The sequence below is a fragment of the uncultured Campylobacter sp. genome (assembly GCF_938041645.1).
In the GTDB taxonomy this organism is placed as follows: domain Bacteria; phylum Campylobacterota; class Campylobacteria; order Campylobacterales; family Campylobacteraceae; genus Campylobacter_B.
The window spans coordinates 1-24,264 of sequence record NZ_CALIST010000021.1; the positions used below are offsets into that span (position 1 = coordinate 1).

Annotated in this window: 23 protein-coding genes; 6 read left to right on the forward strand and 17 right to left on the reverse strand. The window is 46.6% G+C overall.

Annotated elements, in window-relative coordinates; translation table 11 throughout:
• Positions 1-601: 601 nt before the first annotated feature.
• From Q0600_RS02970 to Q0600_RS02990, 5 genes are all read left to right on the forward strand, one after another.
• On the forward strand, positions 602-2,038 hold the full coding sequence (locus tag Q0600_RS02970) for a DUF4139 domain-containing protein (RefSeq protein ID WP_298756734.1): 1,437 nt from the start codon (positions 602-604) through the stop codon (positions 2,036-2,038).
• A 454-nt stretch (positions 2,039-2,492) separates the two neighbouring features.
• Entirely contained in the window at positions 2,493-3,320 is an 828-nt protein-coding gene (locus Q0600_RS02975; RefSeq protein WP_298756736.1) for a hypothetical protein, read from the forward strand.
• A 49-nt stretch (positions 3,321-3,369) separates the two neighbouring features.
• Positions 3,370-3,519 carry a hypothetical protein gene (locus Q0600_RS02980; protein WP_298756738.1) on the forward strand — a complete coding sequence of 50 codons (150 nt, stop codon included), beginning with the start codon at positions 3,370-3,372 and terminating at the stop codon, positions 3,517-3,519.
• A complete protein-coding gene (locus Q0600_RS02985) occupies positions 3,516-4,277 on the forward strand; it encodes a hypothetical protein (RefSeq protein WP_298756739.1) in 762 nt (253 codons plus the stop codon). Before Q0600_RS02980 ends, Q0600_RS02985 begins: the two co-directional genes overlap by 4 nt.
• A gap of 47 nt (positions 4,278-4,324) precedes the next feature.
• Positions 4,325-4,747: a hypothetical protein gene (locus tag Q0600_RS02990; RefSeq protein ID WP_298756741.1), complete on the forward strand. Its 423-nt coding sequence runs from the start codon at positions 4,325-4,327 to the stop codon at positions 4,745-4,747.
• A gap of 465 nt (positions 4,748-5,212) precedes the next feature.
• Here Q0600_RS02990 and Q0600_RS02995 read toward each other — a convergent pair whose 3' ends face one another.
• From Q0600_RS02995 to Q0600_RS03075, 17 genes are all read right to left on the reverse strand, one after another.
• The gene (locus Q0600_RS02995; protein ID WP_298756744.1) at positions 5,213-5,785 is read right to left on the reverse strand and encodes an alpha/beta hydrolase; all 573 of its coding nucleotides are present in this window, start codon (positions 5,783-5,785) and stop codon (positions 5,213-5,215) included.
• A gap of 58 nt (positions 5,786-5,843) precedes the next feature.
• A complete protein-coding gene (locus Q0600_RS03000; protein WP_298756747.1) occupies positions 5,844-6,665 on the reverse strand; it encodes a DUF364 domain-containing protein in 822 nt (273 codons plus the stop codon).
• Positions 6,666-7,337: 672 nt separating this feature from the next.
• Positions 7,338-7,847, reverse strand: a complete 510-nt coding sequence (locus tag Q0600_RS03005; RefSeq protein ID WP_005870878.1) for a hypothetical protein — start codon at positions 7,845-7,847, stop codon at positions 7,338-7,340.
• A complete protein-coding gene (locus Q0600_RS03010) occupies positions 7,844-8,797 on the reverse strand; it encodes a hypothetical protein (RefSeq protein WP_298756750.1) in 954 nt (317 codons plus the stop codon). The genes Q0600_RS03005 and Q0600_RS03010 overlap by 4 nt, the downstream gene beginning before the upstream one ends.
• Positions 8,794-9,471 carry an ABC transporter ATP-binding protein gene (locus Q0600_RS03015; protein WP_298756752.1) on the reverse strand — a complete coding sequence of 226 codons (678 nt, stop codon included), beginning with the start codon at positions 9,469-9,471 and terminating at the stop codon, positions 8,794-8,796. The genes Q0600_RS03010 and Q0600_RS03015 overlap by 4 nt, the downstream gene beginning before the upstream one ends.
• Positions 9,468-10,577, reverse strand: coding sequence for an FtsX-like permease family protein (locus tag Q0600_RS03020; protein ID WP_298756755.1), 1,110 nt, complete (start codon positions 10,575-10,577; stop codon positions 9,468-9,470). The genes Q0600_RS03015 and Q0600_RS03020 overlap by 4 nt, the downstream gene beginning before the upstream one ends.
• A complete protein-coding gene (locus tag Q0600_RS03025) occupies positions 10,567-10,755 on the reverse strand; it encodes a hypothetical protein (protein WP_297994894.1) in 189 nt (62 codons plus the stop codon). Before Q0600_RS03025 ends, Q0600_RS03020 begins: the two co-directional genes overlap by 11 nt.
• Positions 10,752-11,876 carry a nitrous oxide reductase accessory protein NosL gene (locus tag Q0600_RS03030; RefSeq protein ID WP_298756758.1) on the reverse strand — a complete coding sequence of 375 codons (1,125 nt, stop codon included), beginning with the start codon at positions 11,874-11,876 and terminating at the stop codon, positions 10,752-10,754. Before Q0600_RS03030 ends, Q0600_RS03025 begins: the two co-directional genes overlap by 4 nt.
• Positions 11,877-11,907: 31 nt before the next feature.
• A complete protein-coding gene (locus Q0600_RS03035) occupies positions 11,908-12,741 on the reverse strand; it encodes a tetratricopeptide repeat protein (protein ID WP_298025195.1) in 834 nt (277 codons plus the stop codon).
• 10 nt (positions 12,742-12,751) lie between these two features.
• On the reverse strand, positions 12,752-15,442 hold the full coding sequence (gene ccsA / locus Q0600_RS03040; RefSeq protein WP_298756762.1) for a cytochrome c biogenesis protein CcsA: 2,691 nt from the start codon (positions 15,440-15,442) through the stop codon (positions 12,752-12,754).
• A gap of 15 nt (positions 15,443-15,457) precedes the next feature.
• On the reverse strand, positions 15,458-16,429 hold the full coding sequence (gene nrfD, locus Q0600_RS03045) for an NrfD/PsrC family molybdoenzyme membrane anchor subunit (RefSeq protein ID WP_298756764.1): 972 nt from the start codon (positions 16,427-16,429) through the stop codon (positions 15,458-15,460).
• A gap of 1 nt (position 16,430) precedes the next feature.
• On the reverse strand, positions 16,431-17,138 hold the full coding sequence (locus tag Q0600_RS03050; protein ID WP_298756767.1) for a 4Fe-4S dicluster domain-containing protein: 708 nt from the start codon (positions 17,136-17,138) through the stop codon (positions 16,431-16,433).
• A gap of 28 nt (positions 17,139-17,166) precedes the next feature.
• Positions 17,167-17,940: an FKBP-type peptidyl-prolyl cis-trans isomerase N-terminal domain-containing protein gene (locus tag Q0600_RS03055; RefSeq protein WP_005870892.1), complete on the reverse strand. Its 774-nt coding sequence runs from the start codon at positions 17,938-17,940 to the stop codon at positions 17,167-17,169.
• A 51-nt stretch (positions 17,941-17,991) separates the two neighbouring features.
• On the reverse strand, positions 17,992-20,067 hold the full coding sequence (locus tag Q0600_RS03060) for a cytochrome C (protein WP_297942005.1): 2,076 nt from the start codon (positions 20,065-20,067) through the stop codon (positions 17,992-17,994).
• 104 nt (positions 20,068-20,171) lie between these two features.
• Positions 20,172-21,590 carry a DUF3365 domain-containing protein gene (locus tag Q0600_RS03065; RefSeq protein ID WP_298756777.1) on the reverse strand — a complete coding sequence of 473 codons (1,419 nt, stop codon included), beginning with the start codon at positions 21,588-21,590 and terminating at the stop codon, positions 20,172-20,174.
• Complete coding sequence (locus Q0600_RS03070) at positions 21,580-22,269, reverse strand: response regulator transcription factor (protein WP_297903286.1); 690 nt, start codon at positions 22,267-22,269, stop codon at positions 21,580-21,582. The genes Q0600_RS03065 and Q0600_RS03070 overlap by 11 nt, the downstream gene beginning before the upstream one ends.
• A gap of 393 nt (positions 22,270-22,662) precedes the next feature.
• Complete coding sequence (locus Q0600_RS03075; protein WP_298756771.1) at positions 22,663-23,268, reverse strand: DUF6803 family protein; 606 nt, start codon at positions 23,266-23,268, stop codon at positions 22,663-22,665.
• 311 nt (positions 23,269-23,579) lie between these two features.
• On the opposite strand from Q0600_RS03075, the gene Q0600_RS03080 reads away from it, so the two are divergent.
• A complete protein-coding gene (locus Q0600_RS03080) occupies positions 23,580-23,798 on the forward strand; it encodes a hypothetical protein (RefSeq protein ID WP_298756774.1) in 219 nt (72 codons plus the stop codon).
• The last annotated feature ends 466 nt before the right edge of the window (positions 23,799-24,264 follow it).

Below are 24,264 nucleotides of genomic sequence, written 5' to 3' on the forward strand. Positions count from 1 at the left end.
CCCCACGCCCCGCTAAAGTTACGGCAGGCTAACGCCTGCATTTTTATCGGTTTAACTTCACGGGCAATCAAAGCTCGTCCTTGCGACGGGGAGCTTCGCTATTTCTCGCGAAGGCTAGGAAGCGCCCCGCGCTTCCTTCGCATTGCTTCGCTCACCTAAAGTTACAGAAATTTTGCTGCGTAAAATTTTAAAATTTATCTGTTTTACTTCTCGGCTCGAACAAAACAAGCGAAGCGCTCGACATAGTCGATGTTTCCTTGAAGGTTCGAGTCTGCGAGCGGGGCTCTGTCCCACGCCCCGCTAAAGTTACAACAGGCTAGCGCCTGCATTTTTATCGGTTTGACTTCGTGGAGACACAGCTCGTCCTCGAAATAGAAGCTTTGAAATTTTAAAATTTCATCGCTTCGGCTGTGCGAGCGATAAAGCTTATATGGCGCTAGTAGCGGTAAAATTTTAGCCTCTGCGGCAGAGTTTTTACGGCGGCTAAATTTTAAAATTTCAAAGTGGGCGGCGGGGCCGGAATTTTAAAATTCGCCTCGAATTTTAAGCATAAAAATCAAAATTTATCGTTACAATTACGTAAAATTTTTAAGGAGCAAAAATGAAAAAAATAGTGCTTTTAAGCGCAGCTGCAGCGCTTGCCGTAAATTTAAGCGCGCAGGAAAACAGCCTTGAGATCTACGCGAACTCTGCCTTCTTGCATCAAAACTTCGGCGCGCAAAAATCAAACTTCAGCGTGAACGTGCCGGAGTACTTGGATATCCGCAGCATCGAGATTGTGGGCTCTTGCGAAGTGCGCGAATTGTCTTTGGAAGAGAGCGAGCCCGTGAAAAACGCGGAATTCGCCAAAAAAGAGGCGGACGAAAAGAACTTGCGCGAGCTAAGCGACCGCCTGGTCGCGCTTAAGGCGCAGCAGCGTTTTTTAAGCGATTTTGCGAGCTTAAAAGATAGAAGCCTGGCGAGCCTAAAGGCGGATTCGCAAAAAATTTACGACGAGGTCTTGCTCGTAGCGGGTGAAATTTCAAAGGCTGACGAACAAATCGGAAAGCTCAAAGAGAAAATTTCAAAATACCGGATCAAAAACGAGCGTCGCTTAAACGCGAACTTTGGCTGCGATCCGAGCTTCGTTAAGATCAATTACCCCGTTGACGTAAGCGCCTACACGCACAACGAGCTCTCTGCCGATCTTGCAAGCGGTAAAATCGAGGTCGCGCAAAAACTCTCGGTGCAAAATCCGCTAAACGCCGAGCTAGCGAATTTGACGATCGCGCTGTATCCTTACGAATACTCCTCGCAGACCGCACCGCAGCCCTTTTACCCGTGGTATGAGGGCGAGCCTATGGAGCCTGAGCCCGCGGCGGCTTATAAAAAGGATACGATGCTAGAGGTAGCGGATATGCAGAGGGCGCCTGCGGCGGAGGCCAGATCGTCGTATGCAAGGACTGGCTCGAATATCGAAAACTCGCTCTCAAAGGTGTGGAAAATTAGCGGCGTAAGCCTCAAGGCGGGCGAGGCGGGCGAGTTCAGCTTCGATAAACAGAGTCTGGATGCGAAATTTGATCTACTCATCGACGGCTACGGCAGCGAGGCGGCCTACGTGCGGGCTAAATTTATCCCCGAAAGAAGCATAGAGGAGAGCCAGACGCTAATAAAGCTCGACGGCGTGCAGATCGGGCTCGTGCATCTAGGCTTTGCCGCAAACTCCGAGGCTACGGCATATCTGGGCAAAAACAGCCTGATCGAAGTCAAAAAAGAGCAGGCGAACAACTTCACGAAAAACTCATTTTTCGGCGGCGAAAGTAAAAATTCCATGGCTTGGGATTACGAGATCAAAAACGGCTCCAAGCGCGCGTGGAACGTGGTTTTGCAAGAGCGAGCGCCCGTTTCGACGCATGAAGACGTAAAGGTCGCGCTGAAAAACTCGCCCGAGCAGAACAGCCTCGGCAAGGACGGGCTACTTAGCTGGGACTTTGAGCTAAAGCCGGGCGAGAGCAAAAAAATCCACTTCGGCTATGAGCTAAGCAAGCCGAAGAAGTAAAGAGCTTTGGCGCTCGCGGTTAAATTTTGCGCAGCGAAGTAGCTTTTGTGGTGCGGTTAAATTTTATGCGGCACCGTTTTGCGAGACGGGCTCCCCCTTCGCCGCGCCGCTAAATTTTACGCGGCAGACCGACTTTTTACGGCGCAATTAAATTTTGCGGGCATAAAACTAAGGCGCGGCTTTAGAGCTTATCTGAAATTTTTGGCGCCGTGCCGAGAGGAATTTGAGCGCGGCGAGAATTTAAATTTAAATGTTGCGGCGATTTAAAATTGGCTAGCGTTAGATATGAAATTTAGCGATGCAAAGAGGTTTTGGCGCTAGGCAGAAAACTTTGAGCGTCGCTAAAGCTTATCTTAAATTTAAAAAGGTTGGAGTAATGAACGCGAAGCAAAGGTATAAATTTCACGGAGCGGCTAGGTGCGCTAGCCTTGCGGGCGGCACCTAAAGGATCGTAATGAAATTTCGCAAACTTAAATTTAAAATCATAGCCGCGGCACTACTTTTCTGCGCCGCATTTATCCGCATCGTGCCCGATTACTCCACTTCACGAGGCTTTGCTTTAGTTACTATTTTTGACTACAACAAATACAAGCAAGGATACTGCCTAAAAGAGAATAGAGCTTTAAGCAACGAAGAATTGCTTCAAAATGCTGCTATAAATTATTTTAAAAGATATTACGACTATGAAATTTTGCGAAATACCATTATCGATGAGCACGATATAAAAAATTTCGGCCATAGTTTTTATACGGCACACATCTCCAAGCTCTATCTAATCGGCGATTTTAATGAAGAAAACTGGTTTGATTTTTTGGTTGAAAATACCGACAGGAAGAGTTTTGATTATGAGATAAAAGACAAGACGCAAATAGATATCTCCGATCTATCCAAATACTTTGTGTATAAGGATGAAATTTTAGGCTTTAAAAAGCCTATCATCTTATCCGAAGAGAAAAATCCGCTTCATGGTGGAAAAATGTTTTTAGAAAAATCATTTTTAATAAAAGAGAATAAATTTTTTGTGAATTATGCCAGACCTGGTTATATAAGTTGGTATATCGAGCTTAACAATAAAGAAGATTTAACAAAAATCAAAAGCAAAGAAAATTTAATGCGAATAAAAAACGGATATGAGAACTTAGAAAGCCTTAATGAAGTCTTAGCTTACACTCATATGAAGCATTTGCGGCGTAAATTTTCATACGATAATTGCGGAAATATAAATTTTGATATCAAAGCTCCGGCAGAACAGGAGCTGGATATGTGGATTCACGGCGGATAAAGTTAGTTGAAGCTTTATCTTAACGAATTTAACCGAAAAAGGATAAGGGATGAGTAAAAATGAAACTGAGTTGAGATTAGACTTAGAGGGCAATTACGGAGCCGATATATTGAGTTATTATTTGTGGGGAAAGAAAACTCCTCCTGGTCCGAAAGAATTAGCCTCTAACGAATGGATGGATAGAAAAGGACTGATATGAAATTTTATAAATCTCTTAAATTTAAAGCCCTAGCAGGCACGCTACTTCTTATAATAATACTCTGCGCCGCATTCATCCGCATCATCCCCGATTATTCCACTTCACGAGGCTTCGCCGTCGTTTCTCTCCCCGACTATAACAAATACAAGCAAGGATACTGCCTCAAAGAAAACAGAATTTTGCCGAAAGAGGAGCTGTATAAAAAAGTGGGAGGAGCATATTTAGATAATAATGTAAAATTATACCAAATGATCGATGCTTATAGGTTGAAAACCTTCGGTAGTCTTTGGTCTAGCAAATACGAAGTTACGTACTATGAACTAGAAAATATAAACTTATCAAATTGTTTTGAAATATTAGAAAAATATTATCAAGAGGGAAAAACGACCGAGGAGATACTGATGAAAGAGCTAAAGGCTAAAAAAACCGATCCAAAGAAATATCTAAAAATAAATTTGAAAGATACGAGCGTTGGATTTGACAGACCGATAGTTAGGGTTGACGGCGACGATAAAGCTATTGCTGGCACTTTGTTTCTTGATAAATTTGCTATATTTAACAGTAATTATATGCAATTTAACCATTCGGAGTATATTTATGACACGAGAGAAAATTTTATTATTGTGAAGAAATACTATAAAGAGAGAAAAAATGCTGTAGTCGGTATTGGAAAAGGTTTTAAATTTGATAACTGCGGCAATATAAATTATCCGCTGGAAGAATATTATTTGGGCGGTAGAGATATAGAGATGCGCTAAATTCTCTAATATGAATTTTATTAAAAAATTTAAGGGAATTAAGATCAATGGATGCGGAACAAAGGTATAAATTTTACAGGGCGGCGAGATATTTGCTAGCGGTGCCGATAGTTTTTTTACTTGCTTGGTGGACGGCGGCATTGATTTTGGCGGTTTTGCCTTTTGAGGGTGCGCTAAGGATTGCCGTTTTTGTCGCAATATTTGCGATTTTGGATTGCGCGCTGCTTCGGTATTTGTTCAAAAGGTATAAAAATTTTAAGCCAAGCAAGCTGTTTGTAAAAAATCTAAATCTTAGTTTACTGCTTTTTGCGGTAGAAAATTTATCGCTCGGCGGGTTTTTGACGTGCCTCGCGGCGGGGTATTTTTGGGGCGAGCGTGCGGCAGTCTGGAGTATAGCGTTTGTTATCGTTGCGCCCGTTTGTTTGCTCGTTTTCGTGATCTCATACATGTTTAACGAAAATAAAAGCTAAGCCTATGCGCCTTTCGCGCCCACTAAATTTTATCTCTCGCGCGGTACGGGCTTGGGCACGGATTTAGCCCGCACAAGCTGGGCGAGATTTAAAATTTCATCATCCCGCTTGCCTTAAAATTTTAAAATTCCGTCGTCGCAAAAGCTCCGCCGCGCTCTCTAAATTTTATCTCGCCGCAACTCGAAACCTACTTGTCGCGCTATACGCGCCGCACTTTAGCACTCGCGCAGTACGCGCTTATCGTCGCTGCGGCGTTTGCAAAATTTCAAAAAACCGCGCGGAGCTCGCCTCACAAACGACGATTACGCCGCGGGCTTATCTATTTATTTATGCGGGCAGCGAAACCTTCGGCGGGCTAAAGACGAGACCTTGATCTTAGCCACAAAGCAAATCCGAACTTTAGCAGAGAAAAATGCGAGCGGCGAATGCAGAAGCAAAAACCAAGCGGGCGCATTTGTCCGAAGCCTAGCCCTTTAATTTCATCATTTTTTCTAAGATTTCATACACGAGATCAAACTTTGTAAAGCCGTCTCTATCCAAAAAATGCCCGCCCTTTTGCACCTCGTAAAACTTAGCATCAATCTGCCCCGCTAACTCGCGACTGAAGCTAAACGGCACGATATAATCGTCCTTTACGGCAACCACCGCGCGCTGTTTTGCGGCGACTTTTATGCGCTCAAAATCAAAGCCTTTTTCCATAAACTCGTCTAAAATTTTAAATTGCGGATCGCTAAGCGGCTTTGCAAGCCCCGAAACCAGCAGGGCGCCCTCTACTGCGCCGCTTGCGGCGCTACTTTGCAAAAAATTTAAGATCGTAGGGCAGCCGAGGCTGTGTCCGACCAGATAAACTTCGCCTTCAAATTTTACGCTTTCGCGCAGAGTTTTCAGCCACTCATCAAGCCTCGGATGCGCAGGCGTAGGCATCGCTAAAATTTCCGCCCTCGCGCCCGATTTTTCGATCTCGCTTTTAAGCCAGGCAAACCAATGGCTTTTAGGCGAAGCATCATAGCCGTGCACGATATAGACGCACTTTTGCATATTTTCTCCTTTAAATTTAAGCCCTTTGCACGCAAATATTAAAATTTCAATCCGCGCCCTAGCCCTTGCAAATCGTGATTTTATCGGCAAATTTACCCAAAAAATGATACCCCGAGCCCGCCTGCGCGATGATGTCGAGCACCGCGTCCGCATCCCGCACGAGCGTGCCGCCCGCAAAGTCCACGCCGCGCTCAAACAGCGCCTGCGGCAGTAGCGGCGTGGTAGGCCCCACGAGCACGAGCTTGGCGCCGCTTTTTTTCAGACGCAAAAGCCCATCGAGCGTGTCGTTGATGAGCGTCGTAGCCGTGATTATCACGTTATCGGCGCGCGGCACGACGCTTGCAGCCTCGCTTGCAGGCAGGTAAAACGGCAGCTCGGCCTCTTTAAGCGTGCTTTTATCAAGCTCTAAAATTTTAAAATCTGTGCCATTTTTCATCAGCGTCTTGATGTAGGGCACCAGCGCGCCCACGACGACGCTAAAGCTGCCGCGCTCGATCTGCAGCTGCTCAAAGGGATCGGCGCCGAATTTCACGTCGTAATCCGCGCGGATTTTATCAAAACACGCCCTTCCAAGCGCATTTAGCGCGGCGAGCGCGAGCGTCTTTTTAAGCGGCGCGGCGGAGCCCAGATCGCGTAGCAGATAGCGCACGCTCCTGCCTGCGATATTGCCCGAATCGGGCATCACGCTTGCTTGCGAGGGGCAGCAAACGGCGCCCGATAGGGACTTTAGCGGCGTATAGCTAAGCCCGCACGCGCTTCCTTGCAGCTTTACGCCGCTAAAAAACAGCCCCACGACCGCGCGCTCGATCTTAAGATCCAGCGCCTGGGCGCCTAAAATTTCTTTCGCGCACTCCAGCGTCTGATCTAAAATTTCGCTCATTTTCGCTCCTTTGATGTAGAATTTAGCGCCATTATAGCTTAAAATTTCGGCGCCCGTATTGATATAAATTTATTGATCGCGCGAGCGGCAACGTCCAAGCAGGCGCGAGCTAAATTTAACGCAAGCGGTAGACGCGAAATAAAATTTTATGTAGCGAGCGCGTATCGCTGCGGCTTGGAATTTTAAAAGCGCGGCACGGACGGATCAAATTTTAACGAGAGCAAGCCGATGCGAGCCCAGGCAAATGCGAGCTAAATTCCATAAGAGCGGACAAGCAAGAGCTTGGACATAGACGGGTAAATTTAACAATAGTAAGCCGATACAGGCTGAATTTTAGGCTAGCTTAATGAGCGAATGCGGGATAAATTTTAATGAATACGAATGGGCGCGAGCTCGGGCAAATACGAGCAAATTTAATAATTGCAAGCGAACGCAAACTCGGACGCGAGCTAAATTTAACGAAAACAGTAGCGGGTAAAATTTAATAAAAGGTGCGGGCGCGAGTAAAATTTAATAAAAGCAGCAAGCGCGAGTAAAATTTAAGCGACGAGCCGTATCTGCGACAAGTCGCGCCCGCTGCGGAGTTAAATTTTATTTCCTACCTGCCGCACGGCTAAATTTTATTTCCGATCCATCGCAGGACTAAATTTCATTTTCCGATCCGCCGCGAGGCTAAATTTTATTTTCAGATAGCAGGATGTTGATGAGCGGATTTAGCAGCGTCTCGCCGCGCGCGGCGCACAGCACGATCTCGTCGTAGTAGTAGTCGCTCCTGCCGTAGTTGTGAAACTCATACGCCCCAAAGCCGTAGCCCATCGGCGTGATCTCGACGCGCGAGTACCAGGCGTCCTTGGCGATGATGTATTTTTCGGTGTCTTGCGAATAAACCCACACCACGATCTCATCTTTGTTTTTTTGCCGCATCAGCCACATAAAGACGTTTGCGATGTCGTTGAAAAAATATGTATCGCCGTTTGGCATAACGGCCTGGGCGGTGTTGTACAGATCGTTTATCACCGTGCCGCTCTCGTGGCATAGGTATTTGCCAAATTCGATCTGCAGCGGCTGCTTATCGGTGTTGCCGTGGCGCACGGAAATTTTGGATTCGGCTATATCCATAGACGATATGAGTAACCCCATCACGCAGGCGAGCAAAACCGCGGCAAAAATTTTCTTAATCATAGCAACGCGCCCCGCACGAAGTAGTATTTGACGACGTAGGCGCTGCAGATGAGCGCGTTTAGAATGAGCCAGAACGAGGAATATTTAAGCAGGTGGGTGTAGGTGCGCTTGGTGATGAGCTCCGTTAAAAACGGCACGATGCCGAAAAATATGCCCAAAAACAGCGAGCCCCAAATCGCATAGCCGACGAAGTAATAATCCTTCAAAAGCATGCAGTACGGGCATTTATGATTGGGCTGCTCGTAAACGTAAAGCCCGAAAAAATAGGTGATCGCGTAGTATGCGACGAACAAAAAGAGCAAATTCAGAGCAAAGCTCGCCATCGACTGTTTTAAGAAATTTAAGATCAAAATGGCGCCCAATATCGCGTAGAAAAAGGTCGCCAAAAGCGCCTGCGTGTAGCCGAACGGAAGCTTCGGCGCGCGAAATACGACCGAGCAGCAAAACACCGGCACGCGCAGTGGGATATTGATAAAAAATAGAATTTCTAAAATAAACTCCGCCAAAACGCCCGTAGAAAGGATGGTAAAGATCAGGTATTTGCGCTTAAGATATGGAAATTTGCCCGCTTTAAGATCGAGGCTGTTTAAAATAAGCCAGAGCCCAAATCCGAAGATCAGTAAAATTTTTAAAAGCAGCAGGATATTGCCGTAGCGGTTCGAGCCCACGACGCCCGCAGAACACATCGCGCCTGGCACGACCGAAGAGAGCTCGTTTAGGCAGAGCGCAAAAAATATAAACAAAATGATCTTGCACGCTATCGTGAAGAACAAAATGGTGTTGATGAGATAGTTTCTTTTCTCCAGGGCGTATTGCAAATTTGAGGTAGCGTTAAAGTCCCAGTAGCGCATGATCCGCACAATGTGAAACTGCGAGATCGCCATCAGCGCTATTACGATCAGCTCCACGGCCAAAAACGCGATCACGCTGCCCGATAAAAATACGCTCATGCTGAAATTTCTCCGTCTTTTAAAAACACGTATCGATCCACGAAGCTTAGCTCGTCGAAGAGTATGTCGTGCGTCGCGATCAAAACGGTCTTTTTAAGCTCTTTGAGCTTTGAAAGCATCTCGATAAAGCCGAGCGAGTTTTGTTTGTCTAAATTTGCCGTCGGCTCGTCGGCTAAGATGATCTGCGGATTCATCACGAGCGCCCTAGCGATAGCGCAGCGCTGCTTCTCGCCGCCGCTGAGGCTCGAGACGATCTGATCTTTTTTATGCGCGATATTAGCAATCTGCATCGCTTCATCTATGCGCGCGCCAAGCTCATCCCTGCCCAGCCGTTCAAGACTAAGCGGCGCAAGGACGTTTTTATAGACGCTAAGCGCCTCAAGCAGGTTGAAAGACTGAAAGATAAAACCGATTTTTTTGTGGCGATACGCGGAGCTTTCGATATCGGCGAGCTTAGAGACGTTTGCGCCGTCTACTAAAACCTCGCCGCTACTCGGCTTAGAAAGCGCGCCTATTATAGATAGAAGCGTGCTTTTGCCGCTGCCGCTAACGCCTTTTAAGATTACGATCTGCCCTTCCTTGACGCTTAAGCTTATATTTTTCAAAGCGCGAAATTCATTCGCCCTGCCCTCGTTGTAAATTTTAAAAAGCTGCTTAATCTCTATCTTGCTCATTTGACCGCCTCGCTCATATCGCCTATAGCGATGCGCCATGAAGGGATGATTACGAACGCCAAAAACGGGATCACGCTAAAGACGAAGATCAAAAAGAGCATATTGAAATTTATCGCGGGCGTGAAGGTGATGAAATTTCGCAGCTCGCCGCCTAAGAATATATCGCGCAGAAGCGGCGCATCCAGGATAAAAACATAAGCATAAGCGCCCGCGACGCCGAGTAGATAAGCGCTTAGCGAGACGATGAAATTTTGGATAAATTTCATCGCGATGATGTCTTTTATACAAAAGCCGATGCTGCGCAAGATCGCGATCTCCTTTTTCTTCTCGCCGTATGCGAGCGAAATTTGATTTTTTAGCAAGATGAAAAATGAGATCATCGCCACGGCGTAAAGCACCATAAAGATCCCACCCTTGTAATAATACAGATGCCTCACTTCGGCTACCGCATCCTCGGCACTAAGAGCTTCCGTGTTGGGGTATAAATTTACGATCTTAAGCGCTACTTCGCTTACTTCGTTGGGGTTGGGCACGCTTACGTAGAGCTTGGTGTATTCGCCCTCCTTCAGGCTTAGCACCTCGCGCGCGGTATCGGGGTTTAGATAGATCACGTCGTTTGAGACGATGCTGCTTTCATGCGGTGAAATTTTATTGATCTTAATCGCGATTAGGCGCTGTTCGGTTAAGAAGTGAAACTCGTCCTCGTAGTACCACTCGCCCATCGCCGCTTTTACCCCCTCGCCTACGATCATTTCGTTTTCGCTCAGGCTTTCGTCGCCTACGATATGAAACCAAACGCGCTTTTGAGCGAAGTAATACATCCCGTCCACGGCGCCCTGCACTTCGCTGACGCCCGCGATTTTGGAGATGTCGTAGATATAGCCGTCGTGCATCAGATCGCGCTTGCCCGCGCGTAGAGCCTCTACGACAATGTCGGGTCTGAGCTTGACGACCTTTTCGAGATCGTTTTGAATGGAGCCCGAGATAAAAAGCACCGAGCTTAAAATAAAAACGATAAAGGCGAAGATCGCGAAGCTAAAGGAGTGATCGGCTCTGTCTTTTCGCAGCAGAATTACGGAGTAGTCGATAAAATTTTTACTTATCATAGACGAACTCCGCATAGGCCTTGCTCTTAAAGCTACTTGAGAGCCGCACGTCCTTTATCTCGCGCGCGAGCTTTTGCAGACACTGCTCACCCTTTGCGCGATCAAAGCTTACATAATGCACCGCAATGAGCGCATAAAGGGCGGCAAAAAAGATCGTTAAAGCGCAAATGAGCCTCATAGCCCTTCTATTACGCTCTCTTGAATTTCATCAAATTTAAGTACGCTCTTGCCTCCGTGATCTTTAGCGAAGGTCTTAGCCGCGCTCTCGCTATCAAACGGAATGAGCTCGTCGCCCATCGGCCCTAAGACGTTGGAGCCGAGTACAAAAAAAGCGCTTTTAGCATCGATCTTATGAAGTTTATAGTAGTCGGTTACGAAAATTTTATCAAAGCCCTTGCCCTTTTGGAAGTAGTATTTCATCATATCTTTCACGCCGTCAAAATATAAGTTCTCGCCGCCTTGGACCTCTATCATCGCCGCCCAGTTAGGGTTTTTGCCCACTAGCATACCGCAGACCGGGCATTTAGCACCCTCAGGCACGACGATCTTTTCAGCCTTTTTCGCTTTTGCGTTTTTATCGCTACTGCCTAAATTTGCCGGCGCGTCCCACAAATATAGCGCCGCAGCTTGTAGGTGCTTGTCGTATTCAGGAGCTTTGCTAGCGCCCTTTGCGTCGCAAGTCTTTTTGAGATGAGCTTTGAGCTCGGAGATGGCTTTGAAGCTTTTGGCGTCCGTTTTAGCGCAGTTTGTTTCGTAAAATTCTTTACCGTGCGCGTAAACGCCGCCCTCGCGCTTGGCTTTAATCATCTTATTATCGCCCGCGAAGTCCTGTCCCGCAATCTCGTAGGCTTTGGCGAAATTCATTATCTCGCCGCCGTTTTCGGCTTGAAATTCTTTCGCGTCGGCCTCGGTTGAAAAGGCGTATTTGCTATTGCGCGTCATCGTACCTTTGACCTTGCTGCCCACGACGTAAAAGGCTTTATTTACATCGATCAAATTTAGATTTTTCGTATCGACGACCTGCGCATCGCTTGGAATTTTTCCCTCCGTTAGCTCGTACAAGCAGTGTAGGGAAGCCACTTGCTTGCCGTTCCAAACGTGGTTGGTTTTATAAAATTTAACCAAATTCATTCCGCAAACGGCGCAGTATTCTTTACCCTCGCCGCTTCCTACAAGCGTAGCCTTGCTAGGATCCACGCTTTGAAACATAGGATTTGCCGGCTTATTAGCCCCATCCATGGAGGCGCCGCAAACGAGCGCAACAAGCGTGGCCGAAGCCAAAAATGAACGTAAAATCATACTATCTCCTTAAAAATTTGATGTTTTAAATTTACTTACTAATCGAGTTTAAAAATTCCAAATTCTCGCATCCCATCTTGATGCCGCCGTCACAGCTTTTTTTGAAAAACTCTTTTGCTTTGGCGTTATCGGACTTCACACCCTTGCCCTCGGCGTACATTATGGCTAGGTTATTGCAGCCGTCGAAGTGGCCGAGGCTGCACGCCTTTTCATACTGCTGCTTTGCTTGCTTATAATCCTGGTCCACCCCCTGCCCGAAGGCGTATAGATAGCCCAGATTGTTGCAGCCGATGCCGATGTCGCCACCGCAAGCCTTTTCGTAAAAAATTTTAGCCTTTGCGAAGCTTTGCTGTACGCCTTCGCCCTTCAGATACAGATAGCCCAGGTTGTTGCAGCCCATCATATCGCCATAGGTGCAGGCTTTTTCATAAAGGCTAGCGGCCTTGGCTACGTCTTTCGCGAGCCCGGCGCCGTTTGCGTATAAAAGCCCGAGCGATGTGCAGCCCTCGTTATCTTTGCAGGCTTTTTCGTAATAAGCCGCGGCTTTGGTGAAATTTTGATCCGCGCCGTTGCCGCTTTCGTAGATATAGCCTAGATTGTTGCACGCAAGCGCAAATTTAGCGCTGCACGCCTTCTCGTAGAGGCTGATCGCTTTTTCGAAATTTTTCTCTACGTTGCCGGTGCCCTCAAAATACAAAACGGCTAGATTATAGCAGCCCGAAGCTTTATTTTCCAAACCGCACGCTCTTTCATAAATTTCTGCGAGTTTTTTATGATCGCCGCTTTGCTGAGCTTGAATGCCCTCGCTGATAAAGCCCGCGTTTGCCGCGGCCGCCAAGGCTAACGCTATTAGAAATTTTTTCAAATTTACTCCTTTATATCGTTTTTACGTCCCTGCCTCTGAAGGCAAGAGCGATTATTAAAAAGACCGCCGCTATTATACAATAAAACGGCGCGGGTATCTGCGGCGCATCGCCCGCAGCGTAAGAGTGCATGCCGGTGAGGTAGAAATTTACGCCGAAATAGGTCATTATAATCGAGCTATACGCGAGCGTCGAGCTCACGCAATAAACATAGACCGAGCCGAGCTTCGGGATAAATTTTAGATGCAGCACGATCGCATAGACGATGATCGAGACATACGACCATGTCTCTTTGCTATCCCAGCCCCAGTATCGCCCCCAGCTCTCATTCGCCCACACACCGCCGAAGAAATTTCCGAGCGTCAGCATCGAAAGTCCCACTATGAGGCTGATCTCGTTGATCGCCGTTATATATCTGATCTGTGCGTTAAGCCGCTCACGATTGACGCCGTTTTTAAGCGCCATCAAAATAAGAGCCAAAAGCCCAAGCAGGCAGCTAAGACCTAAAAATCCATAGCTAGCCGTGATAACCGAGACGTGGATGCTAAGCCAATACGACTTTAGCACTGGCACGAGGTTAGTAATCTGCGGATTTACGAAGCTCATATGCGCTACGAGCATCACGATGCTAGCCAGCAAGCAGCTCGCGCTTAGCGTAAGCAGGGACTTTCTAAAAAATATGATCCCCGCAAGCGCCGCCGACCAGCCGATGTAGATCATCGACTCATAGCTATCGCTCCACGGCGCGTGAGCCGCGACGTACCAGCGCAACGCAAGCGCAAGGGTATGTGCTATAAAACATATCGCAAAGGCTGCGAATAAAATTTTTTGCGCGAGCGTGAAGCGTTTGCCGCAAAGCGCGCCCAAAAGTGCCAATATTAAAGCTATGCCGCCTAGGATCATATAGCAATAAACGAGCTTTTTAAAAACCGAAGCTTTGTTGTAAAACACCTCGGCCTTGACGCGACTAACGCTTGGAAGAATAGCCGCCGAGGTAGCCCTTTGATAGTTTTTCAGCTCCGCAAGTGCTGCATCCGCTTTAGTCCAATCATTATCCGAAATTCCATCTTGCAAGCCGTTTAGATAGTCATTTAGCACGCCTTTGATCTGCGGAGCGATACTATAATCGGCAAAGGCGTCGTTCGGCGAGAGCCAAGCGTTTTGCGGGTCGTTCGGTACGGGGATAAATTTAAAAAACACCCCTCTAAAGGTCAGATACGCGATATTTAGCCGCTCGTCGAATTTAATCAGCTCGTTATCGAGCACGCTGCGGCGCGAGGCGCTTTTTTCATTCGCCTCGTCCAGGGCGTGGGCGAGCTTGTAGTTGCCGTTTTCATCAAAGACCGAATTGAAGCTCGCATATCGCTCCTGTGGCGCTAAGCCTAGCATCTTTTTAATCTCGTCGTTTTTGATCTTGATGATCTTTTGATCACGCCAGAACGCGGGATTTAGGCTCATGCCCAAGATCATCTGCTCGGCGCTTAAGCCGTAAAGCGAATCCGTGCCTGAAATTTTATTTACGATTTCGCTTGCTTCGGTGCTAAGCGGCTTGATCCTGCCCATATAATCTTGCACCAAAAGCTCTGCAAACGCGCCGTTTGCGTGAACGCGCGAGTTGGCTTTAAGGTTTTGCAGATAGTTTTCATCCGCGGCGCGAAGCTCAATGCTGAAAAAAAGCGGCGCGATTAGAAGCAGCGCGGCAGGCGCGTTATTTTTGATAAATTTAGCTAGCTTTTTAAACCTGCTGCCTGCGGTAAAAAGATTGCCGATAAATCCGACGCAAAGTAAGAAATAGCCGAAATAGGTAGGGATTTTACCCGGATCGCGATTAAGCTCCAGCACCGTACCCTGCTCGTCCGTGTCGTAAGAGGATTGAAAGAGCTTAAAGCCGCCAAAGTTTAGCGGGTGGTTCATATAAATTTCATGCTCCCCCGCGCTCTTGCCCTCTTTTAAAATTTCAACGTCGCTGGCGTAGGATGACGGGCTTTGCGAGCCCGGGTAGCGCTCGAGCTTAAATTTCAAAAGCTTTACCGCAAACGGAAGCTCTATCAGTTTCGAGCCCCAGCTTAGCATTATCTCCTCGCCGTCAAAGTTTAAAATTTTAGGCTCACCCAGCCAGCCCGCGCCGCCGCGCAGCTGCGCTTCTTGCTCGCTTCCGCCCTCAAAGCCCGCTTTTACCGCAAGCGTGCCCTGCTCGCCTTTGGGCGCGGGTTTGTAGGAGCTAAATTTAACGGTGAAGCTTTTAGAATTTATACTTTGCGTGAAGCTAAAATCGTTATCGCCGATCTGAGACAGATTTAGCGGGTGCTCAAACAGCGCGTCTTGCGTGCGGATTTGCAAGTATGGCTTGACGCTCACCATCTCGTTTTCGCTCTCGCCCGCTCTTACGTGCAGCACGCCCTCGGTGCCGAAATAGCGCGTCAGCGCCGCGCCGATAAAGATAACGATAAATGCCGCGTGCAGAACGAAGGAGCCGAAGCGGCGCCACATTTTAGATTTTATGATTATGCCTAGCAGGCTCAGCGTCGCAGCACCCATGACGCACTCGTACCAGCGCGCCTCATAGACTAAAATTTTAGCAGTTTGCGTATCGTAAATGCTCTCCAAAAAGGTTGCGACGCCGGCACCTGCGGCTAGGATAAAGAGGAGGCAGAGCGCAAATTTGTAAGAGATAAAAAATTTTAATATTTTTAGTGCGCTCATTAACCCTCCGCAGTTTTACATTATTATATCGTAAGTTTGTCCCGCGTATAGTATAAACATTCTAAGAAGTAATACCCCGACCACGCTGGCAAGCGCGCTAACGTAGAACGCAAACGCGGTGTGAGCGATCTTTTTGCCCAGTGCGAAATTTAAAACGAGCGGTACGCAAAAGCCTACGCCCACGACGCCTAGCCAAAACATCTTCGCATAAAATCCCTCGTTAAATGCGATGCTCGCGGCTTTTTGCACGTCGCTGCCAGTGATGAGCGAGACGAAAATCATACCGATTAATAAAATTTCCATCGCTAAAACCGGCCACTCAACCGCGTGTAGAGTTTTTAGATCGCCTCCGTGCGGGTCTGCTTTAAAGAAAAGCGCGGCTATGAGGCTTGAGCCCGCAATGCCCGCCGATAAGCCCGACGCCACGAAAAGCGCAGGCAAAACGGCTGTATTAAGGATAGGAAATCTAACTAAAACCGAGATCAAAAATCCCGTATAGGCGCAGATCGCGACCGCAAAAACAAGCGTAAGCGCAAGAAGCAGCGGGCGAAGCGCGTTTAAAATTTTCATCGCAAGCGCAAAAAGCCCTTTTAAAAAAGTAAGTCTGCGCGATAAAAATCCGCTAAGATCAGCTTCAAACGCATAAAGGCAGGCTACGAAGCTAAGCGGGATATAGACGCAAAGCGCCGCCACGCCTACGGACATAACCGAGGTGAAGTTGTAGTTGATCAAAATTTTCCAGAAAAGTAGCGGCCGCTCAAGGTCGGCTACCAGGCAGACCATACCGAGTAAGATCGTGACAAAAGAAAGCAGCGACGCAGCCTTAAATAGCGGCGTGCTTTCGGTCTGTTTTTTATAAAATTTGACGAGGATCGCGACTATCAAAGCGCCTCCGCTCATACCCGCTAGCAAGAGATAGACCGCGATTGGCCAGCCCCACTCAACGCCGTGCGAGAAGGTCGCAGTAAAATTTATAGCTCCGTTCATATCACACCCCCAATTTAACCGCAGGAATATAGCGCAGGCTCGGCTTCGTGCCGCACTCAGGATGCATTCGCAGGCTGTCTTTTACGCGAAGCAGCTTGCTGATGTGCGATTCTTCGTCGTTTAGATCGCCGAATACGATCGCCTCGTATCTGCACGCCTCGATGCAGGCGGGCTCGTGACCGTCTTTTAAATTTGTATCCAAGCAGAAGTTGCAACTCTCTGCGGCTTTGGTTTCGTGATTTATAAAGCGCACGTCGTAAGGACAGGCGACGATGCAGTATTTACAGGCGATGCAGTCGTCGGTATTCATCGTAGTTATGCCGGTTTTTTCGTCCTTGTGACAGGCTTTGGTCGGGCAGACGTTCACGCACGGAGCGTCCTCACACTGCTGACAAGATACTCTAACATAGCGCTTTTCCTTCAAATTTAGCGGATCGGTCTTATCCTCTATAAAAAGCCTCATCTGGCCCTTCGGAACCGAATTTACCTTTTTACAGGCGATCTCGCAATCGGTACAGCCCACGCATTTATTTTGATCGAATATCATGCCGTAGTGCGGCTTTTTCGGCTCTTGCTTTTTAGCACTTGCGTTTACATCTTGTGCACTTTTATCTGTGCCGTTTTGTGCGAGCAAGCTTGAGGCGATTGCGCCGAGCCCCAAAGAGCCGAGTGCGGCGGATTTTATAAAATTTCTTCTTTGCTTTTGCATATTCTCCTCCGACTAAATTTAAGCAAAACTACTTCGTTTTGTTCGCGTCGTGAAAGCTTTTGGCCTCGCTCTCGCTAAGTTTTTTCGCTGCATCGGCAAGCTCGCCGGGCTTTAAAACCTTTAGTAATTCGGCTTCAAAAATTACCACAGAACCCGCAGGAATTCTATCTACGTCCACGTTGCCGTAGGCTAAATTACTAGGGATTGTAAATTTATATTTCGAGCCCGTATTCATCAAAAGCAACCCCTCGCGCAATCCGTCGATTAAGCCTATCATAGAAAGATGCGCCGGAATTTTAGACGCGAAAGTATCGTCAAATACGCTACCATTCGTCAAATACGCCTTGTAGTTCATCACCACTACGCTCTCAGGCTTTGGCTTTTCGCCCATACCTAGCTTTAGAATTTCATATTGAAGACCGGATTTCGTGGTTTTAACATCCGGATTTTTGGCATTTTTCGCCATAAATTCCTTGCCTGCTTTTAAATTTTTATCAAGCTCCGCTTTGGAATTTGTTTCTACGATCTTATTTAGCTTGTCGGCTCTTTGATTCAAAAGCGCAATAATTTCCTCATCTTTTAGCTTCTGCTGCTTTTTAAGAGCGTCCAAAAACCCCTCTATTACCGCATCTAAGTCGTATTTGACACCTAACGCGGCTTGTGAATGCAGCTGGTTTGAAACATAGCTTCCGGTAGAAGCTCCGATGCTATAAGATTCTTTTTGTTCTTGCGTAGTTAAATTCGCGCCCAACGCGCAGCTTGCCAAAACGATAGGCAAGAAAATTTTTAGTCTTTTTTGCATACATTTGCCTTTTAAATTTCGGGGCCGCGAACTTACGCGACCCCGAAAGAATTATAAATTATTATTTAGAATTCTTTGAGCCTCTTTAATATACTCTTTAGCGGCCTCTAGCCTTTGCTTAGTATATTTAAAGCCATGCATTCCCCATGAGCCGTCTTTTTCGATAAGATCGACGGTGTCTTGAGCTTTTTCTATTAGCTCGTAAACGCGAGTTTTATCGCTGGAGTCAAGCTTTTTGGTCTCAAGGATAGAATAAATTCCTTGAATACCAATCTTAACTTGCGAGAAGTCGCTCTTAATTGGAGTTTGCCAGCCCATAACCTCATCGTAAACCTGCTTTTGGTTCTTGAAATGAAGCGTCTCTTTTAGCTCGGAAACGACAGGGCTGTGGCAGCCTTTGGTATCTTGCATATCTTTATCCGCCCACGAAGTTCTCGCGCACGACCACATAAGATCGACGAAATTTCGTCCATCTTTATTTCTTTGGAAGTGCCAATCTTTTGCATCTCTTGGACCTTTAGCGGCATCGCCTGCGACTAGAGATTTTCTAGCAGGATCGATGTCGATCTTCCAGATGTGCGATCTTCTTTGAGTATCGAATCCCGCGTTGTCTTGAAACTGAATAGCGTAGAAGTTCTCGCAGCTCATCATAAACGGCATATGGCAAGATGCGCAAGTGTTGTCTTTATGCGTATCGGCTCTTGCAGCGATATAGGCTTGCTCTTGGTGGCAATCCTTGCACTCTTTTGTGATCTTAGGCTTTGTATAAAACGCGCTCAAATAGCCCTGCTCTGAGTTGTAATTTACGCCCTTGACGGTTTTATCGCCAACTACCGGTCCGGTGTTATCGTGCGGATCGTGGCAGGTTACGCAGCGCATACCCTTCTCGTAGTGAGCGGTAAAGTAGGATTGTGAGCCCTCAGAGCCGCAGCCTGGACCCATAGATTTAAATTTAGAGCTAAGAGATAGATCGGGGTTTCCGTTGTTTAGCGGATTAGCACGAGCTAAATCAGGACTATAGTTAAATCTTTGGTGGCAGCGTTCGCAGTTTGAGGTTCTAAAATTTGTAGCGCCATCCAAGTGACCGCCCGCTCCATGGCACTCTTCGCAGGTGATACCCTTGGAGATAGTGTGCTTTTGAAGCTCTTTTGCGTTACCCAAAGCAGCATAGAATTCTTTTTTAGTTTTAAAATCGAATTTGAATGGGTGGCAGACTTCGCAATACGAGCTGTTTGCTTGGAAAAACATCGATTTTTTGTATTTCGCAGCATACGACGCAAGACCTCTTACGTAACCGCCGTTATCGCCATAATCGGCTAGAGTTTCCGGGAATTCCGGAACGATCTTTTTGATCTTTTTGACCGTCTCATCGTCTAAATTTAACGCCCAAGTCCTTTGGAATTGGTTACCGCCGGCTACGATTTGACCGGTACCATCTCTTAGCAAGCCACCCTCTACGTGATAGGTTCCGCGTAGAAGCCATGCATCTACGTAGCCGAATTTTGTCCTTAGGTGTCCCACGGTCGCATAAATTACGTCAGGGGTAATACCTTTTGGAAGGATCGACGCGGTATCTGGGCTAAATACCGGATCGGTTAGGTTGTTATTAACCTCCGGGTGCTCGCCCGGGAAACGGATAGTAGTGGCGTGGCGCGATCTGCTCCATGTCTCATACTGCGCAGGGTGGCACTCGCCGCATTTTTCAGGGCCTATGAATTTATTCGGAAATTGCAGCGAAGAGCCCGCAGGAATTCTATACATCATAGAGCTATAGCCCTTGCCGTCGTCTCTTTTACTAGCCTTTGAAAAGTCAAATCCATGCCCTTCCGCAAGCCACTCCAAACCTCGGTCATGTACATCCATCTTACCGACCGTCTTACCGCCGTATTTGGTAAAAATCGGGTGATTTTTAAATAGCCAATCATACATCTCTCGCTCTTCTACGACGTAGTCCTGCAAGGATATGACGCCTCTGCTTTGCAACGTGCCCTTAGGATTTGCGATGACGTCGCGCGATTTTTGCGACATTTCCATCTCATGCCCCATGCCTTCATCAGCACAGGCTCCTGCGGCAAAAATGCTAATACAGGCGAGCGCGCCTAGTAGCATCTTATTCCATTTTTTCATGGCTCCTCCTTTGAAAATCAAATTTTTAAATTAGCAAAGTTTTACGATTGAAATAATACCAACAAAAAAGGGTGAAAAAGGGAGAAATTTAATAAAGTCTAAATTTAACGAAAAGATATCGTAAATATCGCGCCGTCGTCGGAATTCGCAGCGCTTATGCTTCCTCCGTTTTTTTCGATTATCATCTTGCTCATATATAGCCCGAGCCCGCTGCCCTGCTGCTTTGTAGTAAAGTGCGGCTCAAAAATTTTATCTAGCTGCGCTTCATCGATGCGGCTTGCGTTATTTTCGATCGTAATTACTCGCTCGCCCTGTTTTAAAAACGAGCGAATTTTAATCTCGCGCCGTTTAAGCGGCACGTCCAAAAACGCTTCCTTTGCGTTGTTTATGATGTTTATGAGCACCTGTATGAGCTCGTTTACGTTGCCGTAAAGCGTAAAATTTTCTTCTACCCGTACGCTTATGTCGATGACATGCTTTTTAAGCGAGGCGTTTAAAATTTTACGCGCCTGTTCAATCGCCTCGCTGGCGCTAAATTCTTTCTTCGGCATGTTCGGATTGAAGAAATTTTTAAAATCCTCGATCGTATCGCTCATAAATTTCACCTGCTCGCCCGCGTCTTTTATGCCTCCTTCGAGCCTTTCTTTTGAGAGCTTGCCCCGTTCGTTATAAAGCTCTAAATTTATGAGCGTGGAGCTGATCTGCGATAGCGGCTGGCGCCACTGGTGCGAGATATTGCCGATCATCTCGCCCATTAGCGCGAGGCGGCTTTGATTTATCAGTAAAAGCTGAGTTTGCATCTTTAAAGTCGCGTTTTTTTTGTGAATTTTATAGATACAAAATATACAGATCAAAAATACCACAAGCAAGCTTAGGCCGCTAACGACAAACTCTTTGGTGTGATAGAGCAGAATGCTTTTTATCGGAATTTTAAAGCTTATCATCGCGATCGTATCGCCTAGGTCGCCTTTGAAATTCCCCACATCCCCGTAGAGCTCTTGCATCTTTTTAGGCGCTGCGTTGATGCTGTGGCATTCGGTGCACGAAGGCTGGGAGTTTGTTATCGGCAGACTCAAAAGATACGAGGCGCCACCTTTATCGTAGACGATTCTGGAGTATTCTTTGTATCTATTTTCTTTAAAGCCCTCTAAAATTTCATTCTCAAACTCGCTTCCTTCGTGCTCGGGATTGAGCGGATCGGTAGCGACGAGCTTGTAGTCGTAGTTGATATTTTCTTTGGCGAGCTGAATTTTATAAATTTCGCGCGTTATGTAGGTCGAGGACATCAGCCTCGGATCGAAAAAATCCTCACTCAGAAGCTTTTTTTCTTTAAGCTCGTTTATTAGCGGGCGCTGCACGGTCGAGACGTAATCGCGCACTGCATTCATCGTATCTAGGATATAAAACGCCTCGCGCCTCGTGTCCTTTAGCGCAAGCTCGCGGTAGAAGTTAAAAACCAAAGCCGTAATTACGATATATAGCAGCACGAAAAGCGCTACGATAAATTTAAATTTATACTTCAAAGAGATACCCCACCGCATATAAATTTTTGATCACGTCCTTGCCGATCTTGCGGCGCAGCTCTTTGACGATCGCCTTGATCGCCTCCTTGCTAGGCTGCTCGAACTCCCACATATAATCAAATAGCTGCTCGTAGGTTACGGTTTGATTTTTGCGCGCTAAGAAGTACTCCAAAAGCTTGCTCTCGCTTTTGGAAAGATGACAGGCGCTGTCTTTGACGTAGATGATCTTTTTGGCAAAATCATACTTCAGCTCGTCGTTTATATTCAATATCGGCGCGTGATTTATCAGCTCCGCCGCGACGTCTTGCAGCGCCTTTATAAAGGCGTTTTTGTCGTACGGCTTAGGCAGATACCTGGTGATCTTAAGCTCCACCGCCCGCCACAGATACTCCTGCTCGGTGTGGCTCGAAAGTATCACGATCGGCACGCCGATGCCGGCAGCGCGGATCTTTTTAACGACCTCTAGCCCGTCCATATGCGGCACGCCGATATCAAAAACCAGCGCGTCGTACGAACCGCTCATCGCCTCATCAAGCGCCTCCAGCCCGTCCTTAACCCCCACTACTTCGCCGAAAAACAGCTGCAGCGATTCGGTTATATTTTTTAAAATCCCAGGCTCATCCTCTAGACAAAGAACCCTTTTATTGGACAAAACGTCCAATAATTCGTAATCTTGCATACTCTATCCGCCTCCAAGCTTAGCGCATTTCATTCTTAATTATCTCTTAAATATAACTCGCTTAAATTATATAAATTTAGCATTAAACTAACGTTAAAAAAATATACCAAAGCGGTTTGCGCGCAAATTTAAACCTCAAACCGCCTATGTGCGAGCTTTGCGCCTGCATAAGTCGGCTTAAAAGATCACAAGAACGTAAAAAGGTGGGGCGATAAGCTTGATATTAAATTTACCACCTCGCAGGCGACAGATGAAAGACGGTAAAATTCTATTTTAGAGGTGCTTGCATATGCATTTTATAGACGAAAGACAATCAAATCATGAAGCATTTATCAACCCTGTGCTATCGGCGGAATAGAATTTAAAATTTAGCCCAAGCCGGGCATGCTAAAGTTAATGTGAATGCTCCATCTTTGAGTGATCCATGCCGCCGTGATCCATGTTCTCCATCGAGCCATGATTTATATGCGAATGATCCATCCCCTCCATCGAACCCATATCGTGGCTCATCCCACTCATCGAGCCATGATCCATCATAGAATGATCCATGCCACTCACACCTGGATCGGTCATTCCAAAAATCATCGCGACGTGTCCTAGCACCAAAAATACAATCAGCGCCAAGAAATGAAATTTAAGCCTAGCTCTAAATTCCGCTCCTTTTGCGATAACTCCGAGCTCCAAAAGTAGTAGCACTAGCGCAGGCAGCGCCGCTGCTACGTATGCCGCCAAAGCTAAGGCGTCCGCAGTGCCACGTAAATGAATAGCGGGCAAAATTTTAACCGCTACGTAAATGATTAATATCGTAAAATAAGCGCCGAGAATGATGCTAAGGCATTTATTGATTTTTAGAGCCAAAGAGCCCTCCTTCGCGCGGTACAAGCTAAAAAATTCGCTCGCTACTATCGCTTCTGCTAAGCCCATCGGCACCGCCATAAATAAAATCAAATTCCACGGCTGATTTGCCATCAAAAGCTCCATGTAATTCGTCATTGCCATGTTTTCTCCTTATTTTGGTTTAAAGGGCGCAATTCTAGCGGCTTTCGGTAAAAAATTTTAAAACAATAGATAAGATTAAGTGCGCCTTTAATCTTATCTTTCCGTAAAACGATTTGGGCTGCGTCTTAAAACTCGCTCACAAATATTAAATTTATCTCGCTTTACACGCCGTCCCTTTGTATCTAACGCGAAATTTAGAAAATTTATATTTGCAAAAGCAGATGCCTTAAATTTAGCCAAAACGCTTTAAATTCCGTAAAATTTCAGTTTTACAAAGATAAAATTATGAAATTTTTTTAAAAGGATTTAAAATGAAAAACTCCCTCTTATTCGCCTGCGCAGCGCTGTTTGTATGCGCTTGCTCCGATCCTGAGCATCCAAAGCCAGGCGTTTCGCATTGCAGCGAGCCCAAAATGGACGAGGCGTCGCATCAAATGATTCAAATTTGCGGCGAAAGCGAGGATCCGCAAATCGAAAATATGCAGTGCAACGAAAACGGACTTTGCTTCGGCACCGCAAAAATCAGGTAGCCGAAGCGTCTTGCGAGCACCAGCGCTAAATTTAACTATTTTAAAGCCAAGGTCGAGCGCCCGCAAGCGGTCTAGGCCGCACTTTAAAATTTAGCCCGCAATTTAAATTTAACTCCGCTTCACGCGCGCCGATGCATTTTATCTATACTTAATTTTAACTGCGTCCGCCGATTGATCGAGCTGCTCTTGGCGCGATGAACTTTTAAAATTTCATCGCCAAACATGGCGTGGAATTAGGATTTAAAAGTAAGTGCGGGTCAAATTCATAAGTTTAAAATTTTAAAGCGACATGCAATTTAAAATTTCAGGTCTCTCACATGCTAGCGGTGCGAAATTTCGCGCAAGCTCAAAATCCGCACTAGGCAATTTTGTGCCGCTGCAAAATTTCTAGATCGCAACTCCGCTCAGTAGAATTTTCGGCGGTGCAGATGGGGGCGCAAAATCTGTGCCACGCAACCTTGCACGG

Excerpts from the sequence above, each read along its gene's own strand:
- Q0600_RS03075 (WP_298756771.1), bottom strand. The coding sequence starts at position 23,268 with ATGGCAATGACGAATTACATGGAGCTTTTGATGGCAAATCAGCCGTGG.
- Q0600_RS03005 (WP_005870878.1), bottom strand. The coding sequence starts at position 7,847 with ATGATTAAGAAAATTTTTGCCGCGGTTTTGCTCGCCTGCGTGATGGGG.
- Q0600_RS02985 (WP_298756739.1), top strand. The coding sequence starts at position 3,516 with ATGAAATTTTATAAATCTCTTAAATTTAAAGCCCTAGCAGGCACGCTA.
- Q0600_RS02970 (WP_298756734.1), top strand. The coding sequence starts at position 602 with ATGAAAAAAATAGTGCTTTTAAGCGCAGCTGCAGCGCTTGCCGTAAAT.
- Q0600_RS03080 (WP_298756774.1), top strand. The coding sequence starts at position 23,580 with ATGAAAAACTCCCTCTTATTCGCCTGCGCAGCGCTGTTTGTATGCGCT.
- Q0600_RS02975 (WP_298756736.1), top strand. The coding sequence starts at position 2,493 with ATGAAATTTCGCAAACTTAAATTTAAAATCATAGCCGCGGCACTACTT.
- Q0600_RS02980 (WP_298756738.1), top strand. The coding sequence starts at position 3,370 with ATGAGTAAAAATGAAACTGAGTTGAGATTAGACTTAGAGGGCAATTAC.
- Q0600_RS02990 (WP_298756741.1), top strand. The coding sequence starts at position 4,325 with ATGGATGCGGAACAAAGGTATAAATTTTACAGGGCGGCGAGATATTTG.
- Q0600_RS03015 (WP_298756752.1), bottom strand. The coding sequence starts at position 9,471 with ATGAGCAAGATAGAGATTAAGCAGCTTTTTAAAATTTACAACGAGGGC.
- Q0600_RS03010 (WP_298756750.1), bottom strand. The coding sequence starts at position 8,797 with ATGAGCGTATTTTTATCGGGCAGCGTGATCGCGTTTTTGGCCGTGGAG.
- Q0600_RS03020 (WP_298756755.1), bottom strand. The coding sequence starts at position 10,577 with ATGATAAGTAAAAATTTTATCGACTACTCCGTAATTCTGCTGCGAAAA.
- Q0600_RS03000 (WP_298756747.1), bottom strand. The coding sequence starts at position 6,665 with ATGAGCGAAATTTTAGATCAGACGCTGGAGTGCGCGAAAGAAATTTTA.
- ccsA (WP_298756762.1), bottom strand. The coding sequence starts at position 15,442 with ATGAGCGCACTAAAAATATTAAAATTTTTTATCTCTTACAAATTTGCG.
- Q0600_RS03050 (WP_298756767.1), bottom strand. The coding sequence starts at position 17,138 with ATGCAAAAGCAAAGAAGAAATTTTATAAAATCCGCCGCACTCGGCTCT.
- Q0600_RS03060 (WP_297942005.1), bottom strand. The coding sequence starts at position 20,067 with ATGAAAAAATGGAATAAGATGCTACTAGGCGCGCTCGCCTGTATTAGC.
- Q0600_RS03030 (WP_298756758.1), bottom strand. The coding sequence starts at position 11,876 with ATGATTTTACGTTCATTTTTGGCTTCGGCCACGCTTGTTGCGCTCGTT.
- Q0600_RS03070 (WP_297903286.1), bottom strand. The coding sequence starts at position 22,269 with ATGCAAGATTACGAATTATTGGACGTTTTGTCCAATAAAAGGGTTCTT.
- Q0600_RS03025 (WP_297994894.1), bottom strand. The coding sequence starts at position 10,755 with ATGAGGCTCATTTGCGCTTTAACGATCTTTTTTGCCGCCCTTTATGCG.
- Q0600_RS03055 (WP_005870892.1), bottom strand. The coding sequence starts at position 17,940 with ATGCAAAAAAGACTAAAAATTTTCTTGCCTATCGTTTTGGCAAGCTGC.
- Q0600_RS02995 (WP_298756744.1), bottom strand. The coding sequence starts at position 5,785 with ATGCAAAAGTGCGTCTATATCGTGCACGGCTATGATGCTTCGCCTAAA.
- nrfD (WP_298756764.1), bottom strand. The coding sequence starts at position 16,429 with ATGAACGGAGCTATAAATTTTACTGCGACCTTCTCGCACGGCGTTGAG.